We start from the raw sequence: 16,509 nt of genomic DNA, 5'->3' as shown, positions 1-16,509 counted from the left end.
CTCGAACTCGCGACCTCAACCTTGGCAAGGTTGCGCTCTACCAACTGAGCTATTCCCGCAGTGAAACATTTTAAAGACAGCTTCAAGTCTGAATCTGGAGCGGGAAACGAGGTTCGAACTCGCGACCTCAACCTTGGCAAGGTTGCGCTCTACCAACTGAGCTATTCCCGCAGTGAAACATTTTAAAGACAGCTTCAAGTCTTAATCTGGAGCGGGAAACGAGGTTCGAACTCGCGACCTCAACCTTGGCAAGGTTGCGCTCTACCAACTGAGCTATTCCCGCAATGAAGACATGTTAAGGATTCTTCAAATCCTGCTCTCTGGTCAAGAGAATTAAGTGGCGTCCCCTAGGGGACTCGAACCCCTGTTACCGCCGTGAAAGGGCGGTGTCCTAGGCCACTAGACGAAGGGGACGCAAACATCGAACGATGTTTGGTGGAGCTAAGCGGGATCGAACCGCTGACCTCAACACTGCCAGTGTTGCGCTCTCCCAGCTGAGCTATAGCCCCAAAACCTTCGCAGCAACAATACTTAGCGTATTCAACAACTGCTTTTGCTTTAGCACCTTTCGAAGGAAGCTTTGTTTTGCCACCCCCGAAACGCAGGGCGAATGATATGGATGCCCCCCTATCCTGTCAAGCGTCGCTTATAAAAATTATGATCAAATAATAGTGCAGTTATATATGCATCTATAGAACAGGCCGGTAGACAACCGGCCTTAGCCCAAAGAAGCCGTCGGGTTAAAGCGCTGCAAACTCTTTTTCCAGACGTTTCGCTTCTTTTTTGGAAACGCCACCCAACACCTCAACAGCATGACGCAGGCGTGCACGCGTCATATCCGGGCCCAGGATCTCCATGGACTCCATAACAGACCAGGAGTTTGGCGTACCGGCAATAGCAACAAAGACAGGATGATTAAAATCACCCAGCTTAATGTCCATCGCTTTGGAAAGCCCTTTAAGTTCCGCGAAAATCTGATCACGCTGCCACTGGCGCAGCTGTTCAAGCTTCCAGAGCGTGAACTGCAACACCTTCTTAACATCACCCGCTTCCAGCTTTTTATGGGCAAAGTCTTCAGGCGACAGATTCAGCATACCTGAGAACATAAAGGCAGCAATAGGAGCAAAATCGCTGAGACGCTCAACCCGCTCTTTCGCCATTGGCAGAAACTTCATCAGGTAGTCACGGTTCAGTAACCAGTGATGCAGGCGATCAGCAAATTGCGCTGTGGTCAGGTTTTCGCGAATCCAGCTGGCATTCAACCAGGACAGTTTTTCCTGGTCAAAAATCGGGCCACCCAGTGAGACCCTTTTGAGATCAAAATCCGCCAGCATCTCTTCCAGGCTGAACTTTTCCCGCTCATCTGGCATGGACCAGCCCATACGACCCAGGTAGTTCAACAGTGCTTCCGGCAGATACCCCATATCACGATAGTAAGTAATACAGGTTGGGTTCTTGCGCTTGGACAACTTGCTCTTATCAGGGTTTCGCAACAACGGCATATGACAGAGCACAGGCATCTGCCAGCCAAAGTATTGGTACAACAACTGATGCTTGGGCGCAGAGTTGATCCACTCCTCACCACGAATAACATGCGTGATTTCCATCAGGTGGTCATCAACAACGTTGGCCAGGTGATAGGTTGGCATGCCATCGGCTTTCACCAGCACCTGCATATCCACCTGGGACCAGTCAATCTCGATGGTACCACGGAGCATATCATCCACTGTGCAGACGCCACTCTCAGGCACTTTCATCCGGACAACGTGAGGCTCGCCCGCATTCAGCCTGACCTGAACGTCGTGTTCAGAAAGATGCAGGCAGTGACCATCGTACCCGGGTGTCTGCTTGTTCGCCGTTTGTTCTGCACGCAGGGCATCAAGACGCTCTGATGAGCAGAAGCAACGGAACGCATGCCCTTTATCCAACAGGATTTGAGCATGATCAGCGTAGATTTCCCGGCGCTCACTCTGCCGATAAGGGCCGTGTGGGCCGCCAACATCAGGCCCCTCATCCCAATTCAAACCAAGCCAGCGCAGCGAGTCGAGAATCTGTTGCTCGGATTCAGGGGTACTTCTGGTTTGATCCGTATCTTCTATACGAAGCAGGAACTGGCCGCCCTGACTCTTGGCAAACGCCAGATTAAACAGGGCGATATAGGCAGTACCGACATGAGGATCGCCGGTAGGGGAAGGTGCAATACGGGTGCGTACAGTCATGGAATTGCTTTCTCAATAACGCCCGGGCCCCAATGGGCGCAGGCTGACAGAATGCCAAAACAGGTATTATAAGGCTGAGAGCCAACAGCACCCAAATATTGATTGAATTCAGTGGCTTCAGGCTTCCCTTTTTATCCCTAAACGGGACATCAACCAGCCAATGGTAGTACCCTGAATCAACAGTGAGAAAAGAATAACGGCCAGCGTCATTTCTATGATCATGCGCTTTTCAGGCATGGAGTCCGGGATCGATAGCATCAGGGCAACAGGCACAGCCCCTCTCAATCCGCCCCAGAACATCACCTTCATTGAATTGCTGTCCACTTTATTACTCAATGGCATCAGGTTACTGACGGGCAGCAACAGATATACCACCAGAAAGCGCGCCGTAAGAACGGCGACAATAGCAATGATTAACGTGGGGTAGATCATACCGAGCCGCTCAATACTCCGCAGCAGGAAGTCCTCACTTAACCCTAACAGCAGGAAAATAAAGCTATTGGCTACAAATGCCATAAACTCCCAGTAAGGATCCAGGTGACGCAATGTCATAAAGTCAGCCATGGCCCGACGGCCGTAGCTGCGAGTGACAATCCCGGCAGCGATAACCGACATGACACCGGACGTTTCAAAGACATGGTCAGCAATAATAAAGCTGGTAAAAGCCAGGATAGTTGTCAGAGCAATATGCACATAAGGCATCCCCCGGGACAACCTGAGCAGCACCAGCATGGCTGCCCCCATGGCCGCACCCACAAAAATCCCGCCAAAGAAAACCCTTAAGAACTCGACAAAGGCAGCAAAAGCCGTGCTACCAGACAGCCCTGTTCCCGATTGGATAATCGAGAGCACAATGCCAAACATAACGATCGCGGTTGCATCGTTAAACAAACTCTCTGCATCCATCAGCAGAGACATCCGTTCAGGCGCTTTCACCTCTTTAAACAGCGCAATCACGGCCACTGGATCCGTTGCCGAAATCAGCGCACCAAACAGCAGCGCGCTCGCCAGCGTCAAAGGCGTCAACTCACCCAGAATCACACCGAGAACCAGGGTAGACAAAATCACTCCCACAATGGCCAGCATCAATACAGGCACCAGCTCTTTCATCAGGGCGGAAAACTTTATATTGATGGCCGCCTCAAACACCAGTACGGGGAGCAAAACGTACATAATCAGGTCATGAGTCAGGGAAAGACGGAGTAGAGGTGCCAGTATTTCAGAATATTCAGCCGCCATCCCCAGGGCCATACCGATCACAACCAGCCCAATGGTATAGGGAAAACGCAGCTTTTTAAGCAGGATTGCCGAAATGGCCGCCAGTAAAAACAGGCCGCAAAAGATCAGCATAGGGATGGCGAGACCAGCGCCAGAGTGTGTTACCGACATTTCCTGTTCCGTTAATAAATAAATGCCGAAATGAAGAGGGATCATAAGCTCGGCATTTCAGGCCAAGGGTACAATTTACCCGTGGCCATATTGACCGGTCAGTCCATATCTCGACATACATCAGGGATGGCGAGGTGAGAAGTAATACCAGAGATAGCGGAGGGCAACATAAAGTACGATCCCCGTCGCCACCAAAAGTTCAAAACCGGCCAGATTGTTAATAACATCACAAACTGTTTGATAGCCCTGTTGATGAAGTATATCTGCCAGCTTAAACAACGCTGTAGCCCCAATTACCATTGGAAATGTGAAAGCAGCATATCCTGGCGAAAACGGCAGGCGCAGTAAGCGAACAAACGCAACATAGACCAGACTCGTCATAAAAATAGCCAATGGCAGCAGGACCGCAACCAGTAAGTAATTCGGCTGGTCAGTTATGGACAGGTAGCCCGCCAGAGAAAGACTCGCCGGTGCCGCCATAATGGCAAATGTGGGCAGTGCAGCATCAGGAATTTTCTCTCTGAAAGTCAAACGATACAACATCACTGGCAGCTTTATGAAGTAGCAGCATAGTCCAAAAACAAACAACGTAAAGACAAGTTTCTCATGCCCCATACCCTTGCTGGTCACTGCCGCGACAATAATGCCAACGGGCGGCACAAACCAGCTTGGAACCATTTGGTGCAAATGGAAATAGTTGGAATAAAGATATAACCCAACAGCGAATAAGAAAAATCAAACTTATGGATAGTGAGATTAAGTTTTATTGATATCTCACTAGCGAAACCGGGTCCATCCAGAATTACCGAAAATCCCCGACGACCCGGCGCTATGAGAAAAGCCTGCCTACAGAGCTTCTATAGGCCCGCCGTATTCAATCACCAGTGTAAACTCATCGCGCAACCACTGCGGAACATTATTCTGCAGGTAGAATTCCACGTCGGTGAGCAATTGCTGCCTCACCTCCTGGCTGCAATCGTGATTAGCCATAAGTTTCAACTGAAGTTGGCCCCTGGTGCTGCCCTTCGCTGCGACACCGCACACGTGTACATTCCTATAAGTCAGAACTCCAACAGATTTCGTTATTACATTCTTCATCTTCATTATCAAGGCCCTTTCTGAATCTATATCTACGGATGAAGTACCCGCTGCGTCAGTGCTGGCAACGCCTCGAAAAGCTCCGTTGATTTCATTACGGAGAGGGCCCTGTACTAATTCCACATTTCTGTCTGTTATCGATTCAATGCCATTTGTAGAAATCGTTTGTTCTGGCGGATCCAGGCCAGGTGTCGGACGCACAGCGCCAAGTGCAGCAAGGGCGGGGGATAACAAATGATCACCCGCACCCGAAGGGGTAGCATAACCTGTGGATTGCGTTATAGTTACAGCAGTGACATTTTGCATAATCATTTTATCTACGTGAACGTGATGTCAGGAATCGAGGAAATTCGATATCGGAACACAAACCATTCAAAATCCTGGAATCAAACATTAGCTGCTTAACGCTTGATGGCCAGTTGTAAAACTGGATAAATGACGCAGGCCCCATCAGAGTGTAATCCGTTAATTGAACCTCAAAGAACGCTCCATTCTTCTTCCTTAACTTTTTAATCCCATCCCTGAGAACCTTGGGATTATCTTCATATCCTTCATGCATATCACTAAACAAACCACCCTCAACAGTGGTGCAGAGCATCTCCCCTCCCCGTCGGATAAATTCCGTGAGCACAGGGCCTAAATACCCTTGGGGATATCCTGAAACCAATAAACAACTACTGCAATCATCAGGCAGGCACTTGTTAATATCTTTTGGGAACTCAGCTTGTTCAACAGGTAAAAACCTGGTTAGCGGTTCACGGTCGTAGCATTTCACGCCGACTCCTCCCATCGAATCAAAACATTTTTCAAGAAATGCTTGCCCCGAGCCAATGCTGATAACTGTTTTTGGAAAAGCATCTTGATAAGCGCTTTCACATAGAGAGAGCATAACCCCCAGAAATCTTACAGGATCTAAACGACCGCAGCCGGGAACCGCTATATAAGGAAATATTATATTGAAACACTCAATATTATTCATAACAAGTTCACATAAAGCCTTTTTTGACTTACTTTTTGGTTCTTGCGAATCATCATCAGACTGAGGTTTAGAATGCAGGGAATACAAAGCTAACATTGTAACCGCAGCCTTATGAAACTCTGGGTTACGAAGGCAATATGCTATTGTTGGATTGTTTGCAATAAAAGTGGAAACCAGTGTGTCTGCTGATTCCCCGGAGGGAAGCTCAGAGGCTGAGTTATCAGGCTTTCCCGGGGATTTGTGTGTACTTCCACTACAGACTGAAACGGCACTGACTTTATGCGTGTCAACATTTGCCTTTTGGGAAGTTTCCGGCAGAACCGGAACTGTAGCTTGATACCTTAAACTTACTGTTGCATCAGCGGAAGCAGATTGAACATCGTGATTCCCCAATACAGCATTTTGTGTCATTGATTCTTCATAAGACGGTGATTGATCAGCTCCAGTAACAGGAGAAGAGGAGGGAGAAATCATAAGCATAACCTTACATTTCTTAAACTCGGATCAGTGCAGACCACAAAAATCCAGATAGGTTCCTGCTTAATTTCATATTTTAAATAAAGCTGTGTTTTTTCAAGTTTTCAGCATATCCAGGCGTAAGTAGTTAAGTAGTTGGCCAAATGGAATCGTATATTTCTGGCTAAGTGGGCAGTTGCTATGCAAGGCGCAACGTAGGGAGCATAGCCATAGCTATGTGACCGGAGTTGCAACGCCGCAGAGTGACTGACAACTTAGTCAGAAATATACGATTTCATTTGGTTAACTACTTAACCAAAGATTGAAATATCCAAATCCTGTTCTACCTTTACAACTCCAGTCCAACAAAAATCAGCCTGCACGACAAAACATGAAACTTTCTAATGCTCTAAAAGCATTGATCCTCAATACACTTGTCTTTGTTTTGACCGGCTGCACTCACGGCGAGAGGTTTAAAAAAGTGATTCCCCACGTTCAACTCAGTTTGCAATCCGGCTTTAAACTCCAACATGGAGCTTATAAGCCAGTCTCCGATTCAGACGAGAGTGACGATACAATCAAGTCAGAAATATTAAAGCGCTTTCAAGAGGTTTCAAAAGTTAAAGTAATTGAACTTTCAGATTTTGACAAAACATTACGCCCCATTGGCGTAGGCATGCAAACCATTTTCGAACAGACACTCTCAAAGCTAATTGAAGAAAGAACCGTCACCAGGGTGATGGTGTTATTTCATACGAAAGCCCCTGCAACCCCGCTGGTTTCTCCCGAGAATACAGCCCCCCCTGAAGCCATGTCCATACATATGCAAGGTGACAGTGCACGGGCGAAAACCATTAGCGACAGAACTGTCACCGTTAGAAACCTGGCCAAATCAGACCCTGAAAAAGTGACCCTCTACATAGCCTACCCTGAGAGCGGTATGCAGATCAGAGACACCAAACAGCAGGCAATTTATCAGGGAGAAATGGCCAACGAACAGAACAAATGCCTGAAAGATCTCCCATTGTCACATCAAAGTATGCCCGATAATTTAGTAGGAGCTTCTTACATCATGACCGGCACTGATGCAGACAAGGACAGCCAACCGCTCTATTTTGGTCTCAGAGCAGTCCAGGCTATAGATGGCAGTGAGAAAAAAATGAACTGGACATTCTGGCTGGGAGAACTCAACAGCCCGGAGATTCAGCCCCACTATCAAGAGTTGAAATCCTATTTGCAAAGTGGTGTTGCAAAGGATCTGGATCTGAAACTGCCATAGCCCAAAGGTATAGCCCAAAGTTATATAAAAAAGACCCCGGCGAGACAATACAAAGTGTATTGATGCCGGGGTCTTTTTTGTCAACGATTTTGTCAACTGTCGCTACTACCACGATATGGTTGTAGCGACATCTACGTAGTTGTTCAATGTCAGCTTTTACATGCCTCAAGACTTGCTAGTAAACTCCGGATACGCTTCCATACCACACTCAGTAAGGTCAGCACCCTCGTACTCTTCTTCTTCGGAGATACGCAGTCCCATGATTACCTTGATCACACCCCAGACAACCAGGGAAGCACCGAACACCCAGGCGAAGATGCTGCCAATACCCAACAGCTGAGCACCCAGGCTAGCGTCGCTGTTGGTCAGAGGTACCGCCAGCAGACCCCAGATACCCACAACACCGTGGACAGAGATGGCTCCCACCGGATCATCAATACGCAGTTTGTCCAGCGCCAGGATAGAGAAGACAACCAGTGCACCACCAACAGCACCGATCAGCGTTGCACCCAGGGCAGTTGGCGTCAGCGGCTCTGCGGTAATGGCAACCAGACCCGCCAGGGCACCGTTCAGAGCCATGGTCAGGTCAGCCTTACCAAACAACAGTCTGGCAACGATCAGGGCAGCAATAACACCACCGGCGGCACCAGCATTGGTGTTGACAAAAATCTGGGCAACAGCGTTGGCATTTTCAACATCAGCAATCTTCAGCTGAGAGCCGCCGTTGAAACCGAACCAGCCCAGCCACAGGATAAAGGTACCCAGAGTAGCCAGTGGCAGGTTAGCGCCAGGCATGGCATTAACGGAACCGTTAGATGCGTACTTGCCTTTACGGGCACCCAGCAGCAGCACACCCGCCAGGGCAGCAGAAGCACCCGCCATGTGCACCACGCCGGAACCGGCAAAATCCTGGAAGCCAGCTTCGTTCAGGAAGCCACCGCCCCATTTCCAGAAACCCTGTACCGGATAGATGAAGCCCGTCATAAAGACCGCAAACAGCAGGAAGGCCCACAGTTTCATGCGCTCAGCAACGGCACCGGAAACGATGGACATGGCAGTAGCTACGAAGACCACCTGGAAGAAGAAGTCAGAACGCAGAGAGTAGTAAGGTGCATCTTCACCACCACCCAGCACCGACTCGACGCTGTTCTCAGTGCCCAGCAGCGTACCGAACAGAGGCATGATGCCGCCTTCGTTAGCCCCCGGATACATGATCTGATAACCACAGAGCAAGTACATGGTGCAGGCAATGGCAAACAGGGCAATGTTCTTGGTCAGAATTTCAACGGTGTTCTTGGAGCGCACCAGACCGGCTTCCAGCATGGCAAAACCAGCGGCCATCCACATGACCAGTGCACCACACATCAGGAAATAAAAAGTGTCGAGCGCATACGACAGCTGAGTTATATCTTCCACGGGACCCCTCCCAGTAAAATTCACATCTTTTTTATCTTTCTTTTCAGCCCAGGGCTGTATTTAGCTCAAAGCTGTATATCACTGATACTGCTCGGCGATGTCATCAGTGGCTGCTGATGAGTCATGCCTTTGACTGGCACTTAAATAGCGTCGATGCCAGTCTCTCCGGTACGGATCCGAATAGCCTGCTCCAGAGAGGTCACGAATATTTTTCCGTCACCGATTTTGCCGGTATTGGCGGCATTGGACACTGCTTCAATCACCTGATCCAGCAGATCATCCGAGATAGCCACTTCAATCTTTACCTTTGGCAGAAAGTCCACAACATACTCTGCACCGCGATACAGTTCGGTATGGCCTTTCTGGCGACCAAAGCCCTTGACCTCTGTCACAGTAATACCCTGAACGCCGATATCAGAAAGCGCTTCCCGCACGTCATCAAGCTTGAACGGCTTGATAATGGCTGATACTAACTTCATGCATTATTCTCCTGGCTCTACTTAATATTCATCCGGGAGGGGTGACCTGGATGCGATAGCTTCCAAAGTCTACGCTTTTCCCTTTGTGTTACAACCGTCTGTTTTATTTCCCGGCCTGTAAAAGGAAAAACCAACCCTGCCAGTCTTGATTTCAGGCATCCCGCCCGGCACTGGTTAAATGGTTACTCCTGTCTAAGCAGGCTCTGTGCCAGTTTTTATCTATCCCCATAAATGGGCATGGTTGAAGGTTTCATGGACTCAAATGAGCGGCGAAATCGGATACGCACCCATTTGATGCACTAAAACCAAATCCCCCACCCAAAAAAGCGCACCAAAGCAGTGCACTCATCAAAAAATCCTGCAACTACCCAGACTTGATGCCTCATCACAGAGCAGCTGAGTCGATGATGTAATATCAGTACAGAAAAGCGCGAATACCTACAGTACCATACTGGTCATGGCCGCCCTCAGTAGGTGTAGTTGCAAGGCCTGGCCATATTATCACTAAAGAAACTCTCCAACCAATACCTGCCTATTGTCGTTTAATATATCGACAACAGCTGATCGCCCCTGAGAAAAACCACTGCCGCCTGCCGGTGATCGTCACATTTTTCATGGCATTTCCTCCCCCGCTTTTTTGGTTATTTTTATGGGGTGAGCCTATCTCTCCCACAACGCCTGTTCAGCGCGGGGCGACAATAGAACGCCTTTACCTCACCGGCGGCATGTGATAAATCCTACTGGCAAATAATAAGGCAGGAAAAAATACCGATGGCAAATGATATACGCAATGTATTGCACACCTTTAACGATGCGTTTTCCAATCAGCGTCTGGATGAGGTCATGGACTATTTTGTGTTTGACGACGATTTAAACATTGTCAGCGAACAGAGTTATGGCCGTGCGGCGATACCTAAATTTATCCGAGGTGTTGCTCCGCGCTAAATTGATTAACAAAATAAGATGGGGTAGCTGCGGTGAATCGCTCAAAAAAACATCATCTGCCGAATGGCGGCTTTCGCAATAACGATGCTATGCAAATGCATCATCGCTCGTTATGGAACATCTTGAAATGGAAAATCACCGAGGCACTGCCGGAGAAAGTTTCTATTCCGGTGGTAGACGATGATTATTCGGTCTTTGAGAATTCAGATAAATCCCTGACCAGCTGGATTGGTCATGCGACCTTTTTAATTCGCCACCGGGGTATGAATATCATTACCGACCCACACTTTTCTGAACGGGCATCTCCTGTACAGTGGGCTGGCCCCAGGCGCTACTCTCCACCAGCGATCGATATTGCTGCCTTACCCCACGTGGATGTGGTGGTAATTTCTCACGACCATTACGACCATCTTGATCGAAACTCAGTATTAGCCATTCAGAAAAAACAAAAAGACAATCCACCCCTGTTTATGCTGCCCCTGGGCTTAGGCCAATGGTTCAGCAAACATGGTATAGCTAACTGGGTCGAGCTGGACTGGTGGGAATCCCATACCCATCGCGGCTGGACATACACGGCAGTACCTTGTCAGCACTTCAGTGGCCGTTCAATATTTCCGGATCGAACGCTCTGGTGTGGCTGGGTATTTGAAGCGGCGACTGAAGCAGCTGAACCGGGTAAACGCTTTTATTTTGCCGGGGATACTGGCTACAGTTCAGATTTTAAAGCCATTGGTGAGCACTTCGGCTACATGGATATGGCCATGGTACCGATTGGTGCCTACGAGCCACGCTGGTTTATGAAAGAGATCCATGTCAATCCGGAAGAAGCCGTGCATATCCACAACGATGTTGGCTCACGCCTGTCGCTGGCGATGCACTGGGGCAGCTTTATGCTAACCAATGAGCCGATGTTGCAACCACCGGAAGATCTGCAGCTCGCCAAACAGCAGCATGGCGTTGCCGATAACGACTTTATTGTGATCAAACCCGGAAAGATTACGGCTTTATTTGAGCAATTATAAGTTCCGGATCGTTACCTTGCTGTTATTGCGGTATCCTTCTCTTTTCTGACCATCAGCCAAGCGATAACCATGATCGATAAAGCCGCCCTGATTAATACCATCGCCACCAAAGCCGGTGAACTCTTTAACGGTGACAAAAGCCAGACCCGGGAAGATATCGAAAAAAATATCAAGGCACTGGTGGGCAGTGCCCTGTCAAAACTGGAGCTGGTCACCCGTGATGAGTTTGATACCCAGGTTGCTGTTCTGAGGCACACCCGAGAGCGCCTTGAAGCGCTGGAAAAAGAGATGGAAGCATTTAAAGCAGAACAAGAAGTGCCGGAAGACAGCAGCAACGATAACCAGCAAAGCGCTGACCATTAATCACTCTCCAGCCTCTGCGCCTGCGGCTTAAGACAGGCGCCAACTTGTGAACTACCCTGAAATAACTTTGTCAGATCCTTTCAGTAATAAAACGGTATATTTTATTTTCCGCTTCTGCACCTTCCGGGCAGTGACCCGCTTCACCGAAGAATGCTATTTCACTATCAGAAGACATTGCCGCCGTCGCTCTCATATCTTTCGGCGAAGCTACCGGGTCATCTTTGGTATTAATCACCAGCAACGGTACACTGGTGTGGGGTTTACCATCAAAGTAGCCCTTGGTTTTCAGTGACAATGGAATGGTATACCGCCCCGGATTATCAAGCCCTTTATAAGTCAGCCCCTGACGTGCAAAAAAGGAATCGACACTCATTGCCGGCAAATATTGCAACTTTTCAGGTTGAGTCAAAACACCATCTACCAGCGCACAACGTGCGACCACAGCCTTAAGTTCAGGGGTAGCAACAGTGAACTCCATTAAACTCAGACCACCCCCGGAAGATGACAATGCCGCCACCCGTTTTTCATTCAGAAGCGTTGAGTTGTTCACGTAAGCCAAAGCGGCATTATGTGCCTCAGCTTCTGTACCCGGAGAAACTTTTAATGCCCTGTTCAGGCCACCTCCGGGAATATCAAATGTAATGACCGCATAACCGGTGTCTGTATATTTTTTAGCACTCTGAAAGTGCTCAACCAGAGTTTTGTCTACGCCTCCGGTCCAGAGAATAACAGGCAGTTTTTTGTCGTTTTCTGCCAGTTGTCTAGGTAAATGCAAAAGCCCTTTGATACTGCCGCCCTGCGACAGAGGCATATCAATGATGGCGATACGCTGCCCCATTTTCAGCCCTGCTTTCACGTAATAATCAACGGCATTTCTCAATGCCGCCTGCTCATGATCGCTGAGAAGGTTCGGATAAGAGGCGGTTAAATAGAGTCCGGATACTCGTTGTAAAAGAGCAGCAGTCTGAGCTGAAGGTGGCTGTTGAGACGCTACTTTCTCTGCATGCCGGGTCCATTCGTAAGTCCATTGACCGGGGCCATATACCGTTATGGTGTCCCGCAGTGGACCGCTGCTATTGATCCGTGGCAGTACGGTTTCAAAGTCACTTTCGGTAACTCCGAGCGCTTTCCAATCCGACAACCGTAGTTCACGATACCAGTGCTCCTGATCACTTGACTCGACTTCACCGCCACGAAACTCTTCGTGCTGCTGAAGATTAGTGTCAGATGCCTTATTCTGTAACGCTGTGGGTTGAATGCCCCCCGTGCATGCAGCTAATGCTGCAAACAAAGGAGTTAACAGCAACAGCCTTTGAGTCCTTTTCATTTTATTAACCTGCATTGTTTACCATGATTTCCGCTCAATCTTATAAGTACTTTTGTGAACAAGTCGTGAAGTAGTAAGCTTCACAAAATGTTCACAGGCCACATGATATCCAGAGCCTTCTCTTTTTTTTCCGTTAAGCCATGTTATCCGTTAAGCCATGCGTATATTAATCGTTGAAGACAATGCTGATATCACCGCCAGTATTGCCGACTATCTTGAATTCAAAGGTCATCAGTGCGACTACGCCTATGATGGCATGTCCGGCCTTAACCTTGCGACCAGCCATGAATATGATCTGTACATCTTTGATATCGCCATGCCAAACATGGATGGTCTGGAGCTATGCCAGGTTCTCAGAGGGCACCGGAAAGATAAAACTCCGGTCATTTTTCTGACCGCCCGGGATACACTGGAGGACAAACTGGCGGGTTTCGCCTCCGGAGCCGATGACTATTTGGTGAAACCTTTTGAACTGAAAGAGCTCTACGCCCGCCTGGAAGCGATTAGCCGACGTTTAAGCACTCATTCCTCCACGCTCAATCTATCTGACCTGACAGTAAACATTGATACTCAGGAGGTTCATCGACAGGGGGAAAAAATTCAGCTCTCTCCTAATAACTTCAAGCTATTAAGAGTACTCATGGAGCACTATCCCGCAGCAGTTTCCCGCAAAACTCTGGAGTATCAGCTTTGGGGAGATGAACTGCCCGACAGTGACTCCCTGCGCAGCCACATCTATAAACTTCGTCAAAAAATTGATAAACCCTTTGGGCAACCCCTGATTCAAACCGTTCCGGGCTGGGGCTTTCGGATGGCTCAACAGGAAGGTGATGATGAAACTGGTCAATAGCCTTCGGTTCCGAATACTGGCAGCCTGTCTTATATTCGGGTTGATAGCCAACGTCATCTTCAGTCTGTTTCTGTTCGTCGCCTTTGAAACAGGGGAAGACACCATGTTTAACTGGCAGATAGCCAATGAGGCAGAGCAGTACCGTTCTCTTTATCTGGATCATTTCGAGGTATTAAAACGCCTGAACACAGTGGGCACCTGGAAGGTCGGCAATGACTCGCAGTTACTGGCTTACCTGGGCCATGACGCTTTAACAACGGAATCACTTTCTGACTCCCCATACATTGATGTCTATGTTGATACCAGTCAGCAAGGCTTTGAGATTTTTGAATACACCCACGATCAAAAGGTTTTTCAGATCGTTCGGTCTCCTCTACCCCAGAGTTATGGATCAGACACATTTTTTTATTACTTAATCGATATCAGCCAGTTTGACCGGGGCCAAAGCGACACTCCCTGGAAAATAGCACTCTCTATTGTTGTTTGCAGTCTGGTTATGCTGGGTCTGGCATGGATAACTGGCTTGCAGGTCAGCCACTTCGTGATTGCGCCATTGACCCGGCTGAAACAGGATCTGGATACCCTGGATTTCTCCAGTGAACAACAGCTGGCAGGCGACTATTACCACGATGAAGTGGGCGCGGTAGCCCGATACATTAATAAACTGCTCCTGCGCATCAGCAGGATGATAGATCGGGAAAAACAATTCACCCGGGATGCCAGCCATGAATTGCGGACACCGATTACTAACATTGCTATGGCTTCGGAAATTCTGCAACTTGCTGTCATTGATAACCCCGGTATTCAGCGCCCATTGCAACGAATAACCCGTGCCACTGAAGACATGAAAAATCTAATAGAGAGTTTTCTTCAGCTCAGTCGTGAAGAGTCGATCTGTGAAGCAACTCAAACCATCAGCCTGCACACCACGGTAGAGCAATCCCTGGATCGGCATCAATACCTGGTAGCTCACAAACCCGTCACACTGCATAATCAGGTGCCGACCTCGGTCACCGCCTCTTTGCCTCCGGTCATATTCAGTATTATGCTGGATAACCTGGTGCGTAACGCCTGCCAGTACACAGACTCTGGCGAAGTGACCATTTTTGCTAATGACAGCAGGCTATGGATACAAGACTCTGGACCAGGATTTAAAGATGAAGCCATTCCCCGTTTACTGAAACCCTGGGAAAAAGCACACGTCAGTGGTCTGGGGCTGGGATTGAGCATTGTTGCACGAATCTGTCAGGCACGACACTGGCGGCTGGAGATTAACAACCGAAAACCCGAAGGGGCCGACACGCCATCAGGAGCCGTCATCAAGATACTGTTTTCACAACCTGTTCACAACGCAATCACAAACTGATCACTCTCATGATCTTATCATCGTTGCCAGTTTTGACAGCAACGGATGACAATAATGACTGTACGATCAATTGCGACTGCAGCCAGTCTGCTGGCCACTTTTGGACTGGCCAGCACTGCCCATGCCGCAGAAAATGACTGGGAAATGATCCTGGGCCTGGGTGCCTCCCATGAGAGCAGCATTTATAAAGGTGTGGATGGCGAAACCAATCCTCAACCCATTGCCCACATTGAGTATGGTGATTTCTGGGTGCGTGGAGAACAGGCGGGTTACACGCTCCTTGAAGGGAACAACTGGAGCCTGTCTCCGGTGATCAGCCTGGGAGTCGGCTCTGGTTTTGAACAAGACAATGTTAAAGATAACGATCTTTTCAAAGGGCTGGATGAACGTAAAGCAGGTATTGGATACGGTCTGACTCTGGGATACGACATGCAGTGGGCTGAACTGACGGCATCCGTCCTTAACGACACCAAGTCCGATATCAGTGTCGGGTTCGAACTGGGCAGGGAGTTCCAGATTACTGATCGGTTTAGCATTGAAACGGCTGCGTCCGCAACCTGGCGTAGCAGTGGTTACAATGATTACTACTACGGCATTTCCAGCAAAGAAGCCGGTAATAATCCATTACTCTCCACCTACAAAGCCGACGCCGGAGTGGATATGGGTCTGGAAGTGATGGCTACTTATCAACTTTCTTCCCGCTGGCTTTTGGTCGGTGGTGCTGAGTACACCCGTTTCAGCAGCAGTGTTACCGACAGTCAGCTGGTCGACAAAAGCAACCAGACCTCTGTGATGGCAGGTGTTGCCTACATGTTCTAGTGCATCTAAGCGCTGATACACAGGCACCTCGTTCCCACGGCCCTCCGTGGGAATGCTTACCGAACCTCTCCGAAAATATAGCCCTCCATTAAACTCTCATGATTCCGAGCAGAAGTTGATACCCACAAATGCAGCTTCTCCGTAGTGGCTCTGTCGATATTTAATCCCGGGATGTTGCGATTGTTGCTATTTTTCCTGAACAGCCTGAGTCACCTTGGGGGGTTACATTATGCAACCTGCAGCAGGGTTAAAGACCAGTACCGATGTCGATACAGCGGGCAATCAAATCAAGCCGGAAGTCGTCCGTGATATGGCTCGCTTTGATCACCGGTGGGTTCGCGTCCCCCAGGAAGTGTTCGCCAAAATCGCCAGCTATTTATCAATCAGCGATATCAATAATTTTGGGCAGGCATCGCCGCCAACAAGCGATCGTCTGCGGTCATGCGGCCTGGCGGAGGTCCATTACTTCCTCTCCCTGACCAGGCAGAGGCAGTCTTCGTGT

The 16,509-nt window shown here is 48.8% G+C and carries 15 protein-coding genes, 4 tRNA genes and 1 pseudogene; 8 read left to right on the top strand and 12 right to left on the bottom strand.

The genetic code is table 11. The features are described from left to right. Positions 1-95 precede the first annotated feature (95 nt). From ACO6V1_RS18115 to ACO6V1_RS18075, 9 genes and pseudogenes are all read right to left on the bottom strand, one after another. Positions 96-171: transfer RNA gene (locus ACO6V1_RS18115), tRNA-Gly, on the bottom strand. Positions 172-207: 36 nt separating this feature from the next. Beyond that, a tRNA-Gly gene (locus ACO6V1_RS18110) sits at positions 208-283 on the bottom strand. A 55-nt stretch (positions 284-338) separates the two neighbouring features. Beyond that, positions 339-414: transfer RNA gene (locus ACO6V1_RS18105), tRNA-Glu, on the bottom strand. Positions 415-433: 19 nt separating this feature from the next. Continuing rightward, positions 434-509 (bottom strand) — tRNA-Ala (locus tag ACO6V1_RS18100). Between the two features lie 231 nt (positions 510-740). Continuing rightward, a complete protein-coding gene (gene gltX / locus ACO6V1_RS18095; protein ID WP_422463530.1) occupies positions 741-2,219 on the bottom strand; it encodes a glutamate--tRNA ligase in 1,479 nt (492 codons plus the stop codon). Between the two features lie 117 nt (positions 2,220-2,336). After that, positions 2,337-3,608 (bottom strand): cation:proton antiporter, encoded by a 1,272-nt coding sequence (locus tag ACO6V1_RS18090; protein WP_422463528.1) that lies wholly within the window; start codon positions 3,606-3,608, stop codon positions 2,337-2,339. A 120-nt stretch (positions 3,609-3,728) separates the two neighbouring features. After that, a pseudogene (locus ACO6V1_RS18085) lies at positions 3,729-4,325 on the bottom strand (TDT family transporter); the annotation flags it as partial. Between the two features lie 129 nt (positions 4,326-4,454). Beyond that, positions 4,455-5,012 carry a hypothetical protein gene (locus ACO6V1_RS18080; protein ID WP_422450270.1) on the bottom strand — a complete coding sequence of 186 codons (558 nt, stop codon included), beginning with the start codon at positions 5,010-5,012 and terminating at the stop codon, positions 4,455-4,457. A gap of 7 nt (positions 5,013-5,019) precedes the next feature. Continuing rightward, a complete protein-coding gene (locus ACO6V1_RS18075; protein WP_422450269.1) occupies positions 5,020-6,159 on the bottom strand; it encodes a hypothetical protein in 1,140 nt (379 codons plus the stop codon). Positions 6,160-6,532: 373 nt separating this feature from the next. Here ACO6V1_RS18075 and ACO6V1_RS18070 point away from each other — a divergent pair, with 373 nt between their 5' ends. Further along, positions 6,533-7,420, top strand: coding sequence for a hypothetical protein (locus ACO6V1_RS18070; protein ID WP_422450268.1), 888 nt, complete (start codon positions 6,533-6,535; stop codon positions 7,418-7,420). A 165-nt stretch (positions 7,421-7,585) separates the two neighbouring features. Here ACO6V1_RS18070 and ACO6V1_RS18065 read toward each other — a convergent pair whose 3' ends face one another. Together ACO6V1_RS18065 and glnK are read right to left on the bottom strand one after the other, a co-directional pair. Further along, complete coding sequence (locus tag ACO6V1_RS18065; protein WP_269675358.1) at positions 7,586-8,836, bottom strand: ammonium transporter; 1,251 nt, start codon at positions 8,834-8,836, stop codon at positions 7,586-7,588. Positions 8,837-8,976: 140 nt separating this feature from the next. Continuing rightward, on the bottom strand, positions 8,977-9,315 hold the full coding sequence (gene glnK, locus ACO6V1_RS18060) for a P-II family nitrogen regulator (protein ID WP_101744935.1): 339 nt from the start codon (positions 9,313-9,315) through the stop codon (positions 8,977-8,979). A gap of 771 nt (positions 9,316-10,086) precedes the next feature. On the opposite strand from glnK, the gene ACO6V1_RS18055 reads away from it, so the two are divergent. The 3 genes from ACO6V1_RS18055 to ACO6V1_RS18045 all read left to right on the top strand — a co-directional run bounded on the left by ACO6V1_RS18055 (position 10,087) and on the right by ACO6V1_RS18045 (position 11,645). After that, positions 10,087-10,260 carry a hypothetical protein gene (locus ACO6V1_RS18055; RefSeq protein ID WP_422467908.1) on the top strand — a complete coding sequence of 58 codons (174 nt, stop codon included), beginning with the start codon at positions 10,087-10,089 and terminating at the stop codon, positions 10,258-10,260. A gap of 32 nt (positions 10,261-10,292) precedes the next feature. Next, positions 10,293-11,282, top strand: coding sequence for an MBL fold metallo-hydrolase (locus ACO6V1_RS18050; protein ID WP_422467906.1), 990 nt, complete (start codon positions 10,293-10,295; stop codon positions 11,280-11,282). A 69-nt stretch (positions 11,283-11,351) separates the two neighbouring features. After that, positions 11,352-11,645 carry an accessory factor UbiK family protein gene (locus ACO6V1_RS18045; protein WP_422467904.1) on the top strand — a complete coding sequence of 98 codons (294 nt, stop codon included), beginning with the start codon at positions 11,352-11,354 and terminating at the stop codon, positions 11,643-11,645. Between the two features lie 70 nt (positions 11,646-11,715). On the opposite strand, the gene ACO6V1_RS18040 is transcribed toward ACO6V1_RS18045, so the two are convergent. Continuing rightward, on the bottom strand, positions 11,716-12,972 hold the full coding sequence (locus tag ACO6V1_RS18040; protein ID WP_422467902.1) for an alpha/beta hydrolase: 1,257 nt from the start codon (positions 12,970-12,972) through the stop codon (positions 11,716-11,718). Between the two features lie 157 nt (positions 12,973-13,129). Between ACO6V1_RS18040 and ACO6V1_RS18035 the strand changes: the two genes are divergently transcribed. The 4 genes from ACO6V1_RS18035 to ACO6V1_RS18020 form a co-directional block, all read left to right on the top strand. Next, on the top strand, positions 13,130-13,822 hold the full coding sequence (locus ACO6V1_RS18035; protein ID WP_422450263.1) for a response regulator transcription factor: 693 nt from the start codon (positions 13,130-13,132) through the stop codon (positions 13,820-13,822). Beyond that, positions 13,803-15,188 (top strand): sensor histidine kinase, encoded by a 1,386-nt coding sequence (locus ACO6V1_RS18030; RefSeq protein WP_422450262.1) that lies wholly within the window; start codon positions 13,803-13,805, stop codon positions 15,186-15,188. Before ACO6V1_RS18035 ends, ACO6V1_RS18030 begins: the two co-directional genes overlap by 20 nt. A gap of 54 nt (positions 15,189-15,242) precedes the next feature. Beyond that, entirely contained in the window at positions 15,243-16,007 is a 765-nt protein-coding gene (locus ACO6V1_RS18025) for a MipA/OmpV family protein (protein ID WP_422450261.1), read from the top strand. Positions 16,008-16,236: 229 nt separating this feature from the next. Beyond that, the coding region (locus ACO6V1_RS18020) for a hypothetical protein (protein ID WP_422467900.1) at positions 16,237-16,509 on the top strand (273 nt) is incomplete at its 3' end.

The organism is Endozoicomonas sp. ALC013 (assembly GCF_049310205.1).
Taxonomy (GTDB): domain Bacteria; phylum Pseudomonadota; class Gammaproteobacteria; order Pseudomonadales; family Endozoicomonadaceae; genus Endozoicomonas.
Note: the sequence above shows the minus strand (reverse complement) of the source record. Positions and strands in the feature narration are given on the sequence as shown.

Coding starts and splice junctions, on each gene's coding strand:
- gltX (WP_422463530.1), bottom strand. CDS start 2,219: ATGACTGTACGCACCCGTATTGCACCTTCCCCTACCGGCGATCCTCAT.
- ACO6V1_RS18090 (WP_422463528.1), bottom strand. CDS start 3,608: ATGTCGGTAACACACTCTGGCGCTGGTCTCGCCATCCCTATGCTGATC.
- ACO6V1_RS18080 (WP_422450270.1), bottom strand. CDS start 5,012: ATGCAAAATGTCACTGCTGTAACTATAACGCAATCCACAGGTTATGCT.
- ACO6V1_RS18075 (WP_422450269.1), bottom strand. CDS start 6,159: ATGATTTCTCCCTCCTCTTCTCCTGTTACTGGAGCTGATCAATCACCG.
- ACO6V1_RS18070 (WP_422450268.1), top strand. CDS start 6,533: ATGAAACTTTCTAATGCTCTAAAAGCATTGATCCTCAATACACTTGTC.
- glnK (WP_101744935.1), bottom strand. CDS start 9,315: ATGAAGTTAGTATCAGCCATTATCAAGCCGTTCAAGCTTGATGACGTG.
- ACO6V1_RS18055 (WP_422467908.1), top strand. CDS start 10,087: ATGGCAAATGATATACGCAATGTATTGCACACCTTTAACGATGCGTTT.
- ACO6V1_RS18045 (WP_422467904.1), top strand. CDS start 11,352: ATGATCGATAAAGCCGCCCTGATTAATACCATCGCCACCAAAGCCGGT.
- ACO6V1_RS18040 (WP_422467902.1), bottom strand. CDS start 12,972: ATGAAAAGGACTCAAAGGCTGTTGCTGTTAACTCCTTTGTTTGCAGCA.
- ACO6V1_RS18035 (WP_422450263.1), top strand. CDS start 13,130: ATGCGTATATTAATCGTTGAAGACAATGCTGATATCACCGCCAGTATT.
- ACO6V1_RS18030 (WP_422450262.1), top strand. CDS start 13,803: ATGATGAAACTGGTCAATAGCCTTCGGTTCCGAATACTGGCAGCCTGT.
- ACO6V1_RS18025 (WP_422450261.1), top strand. CDS start 15,243: ATGACTGTACGATCAATTGCGACTGCAGCCAGTCTGCTGGCCACTTTT.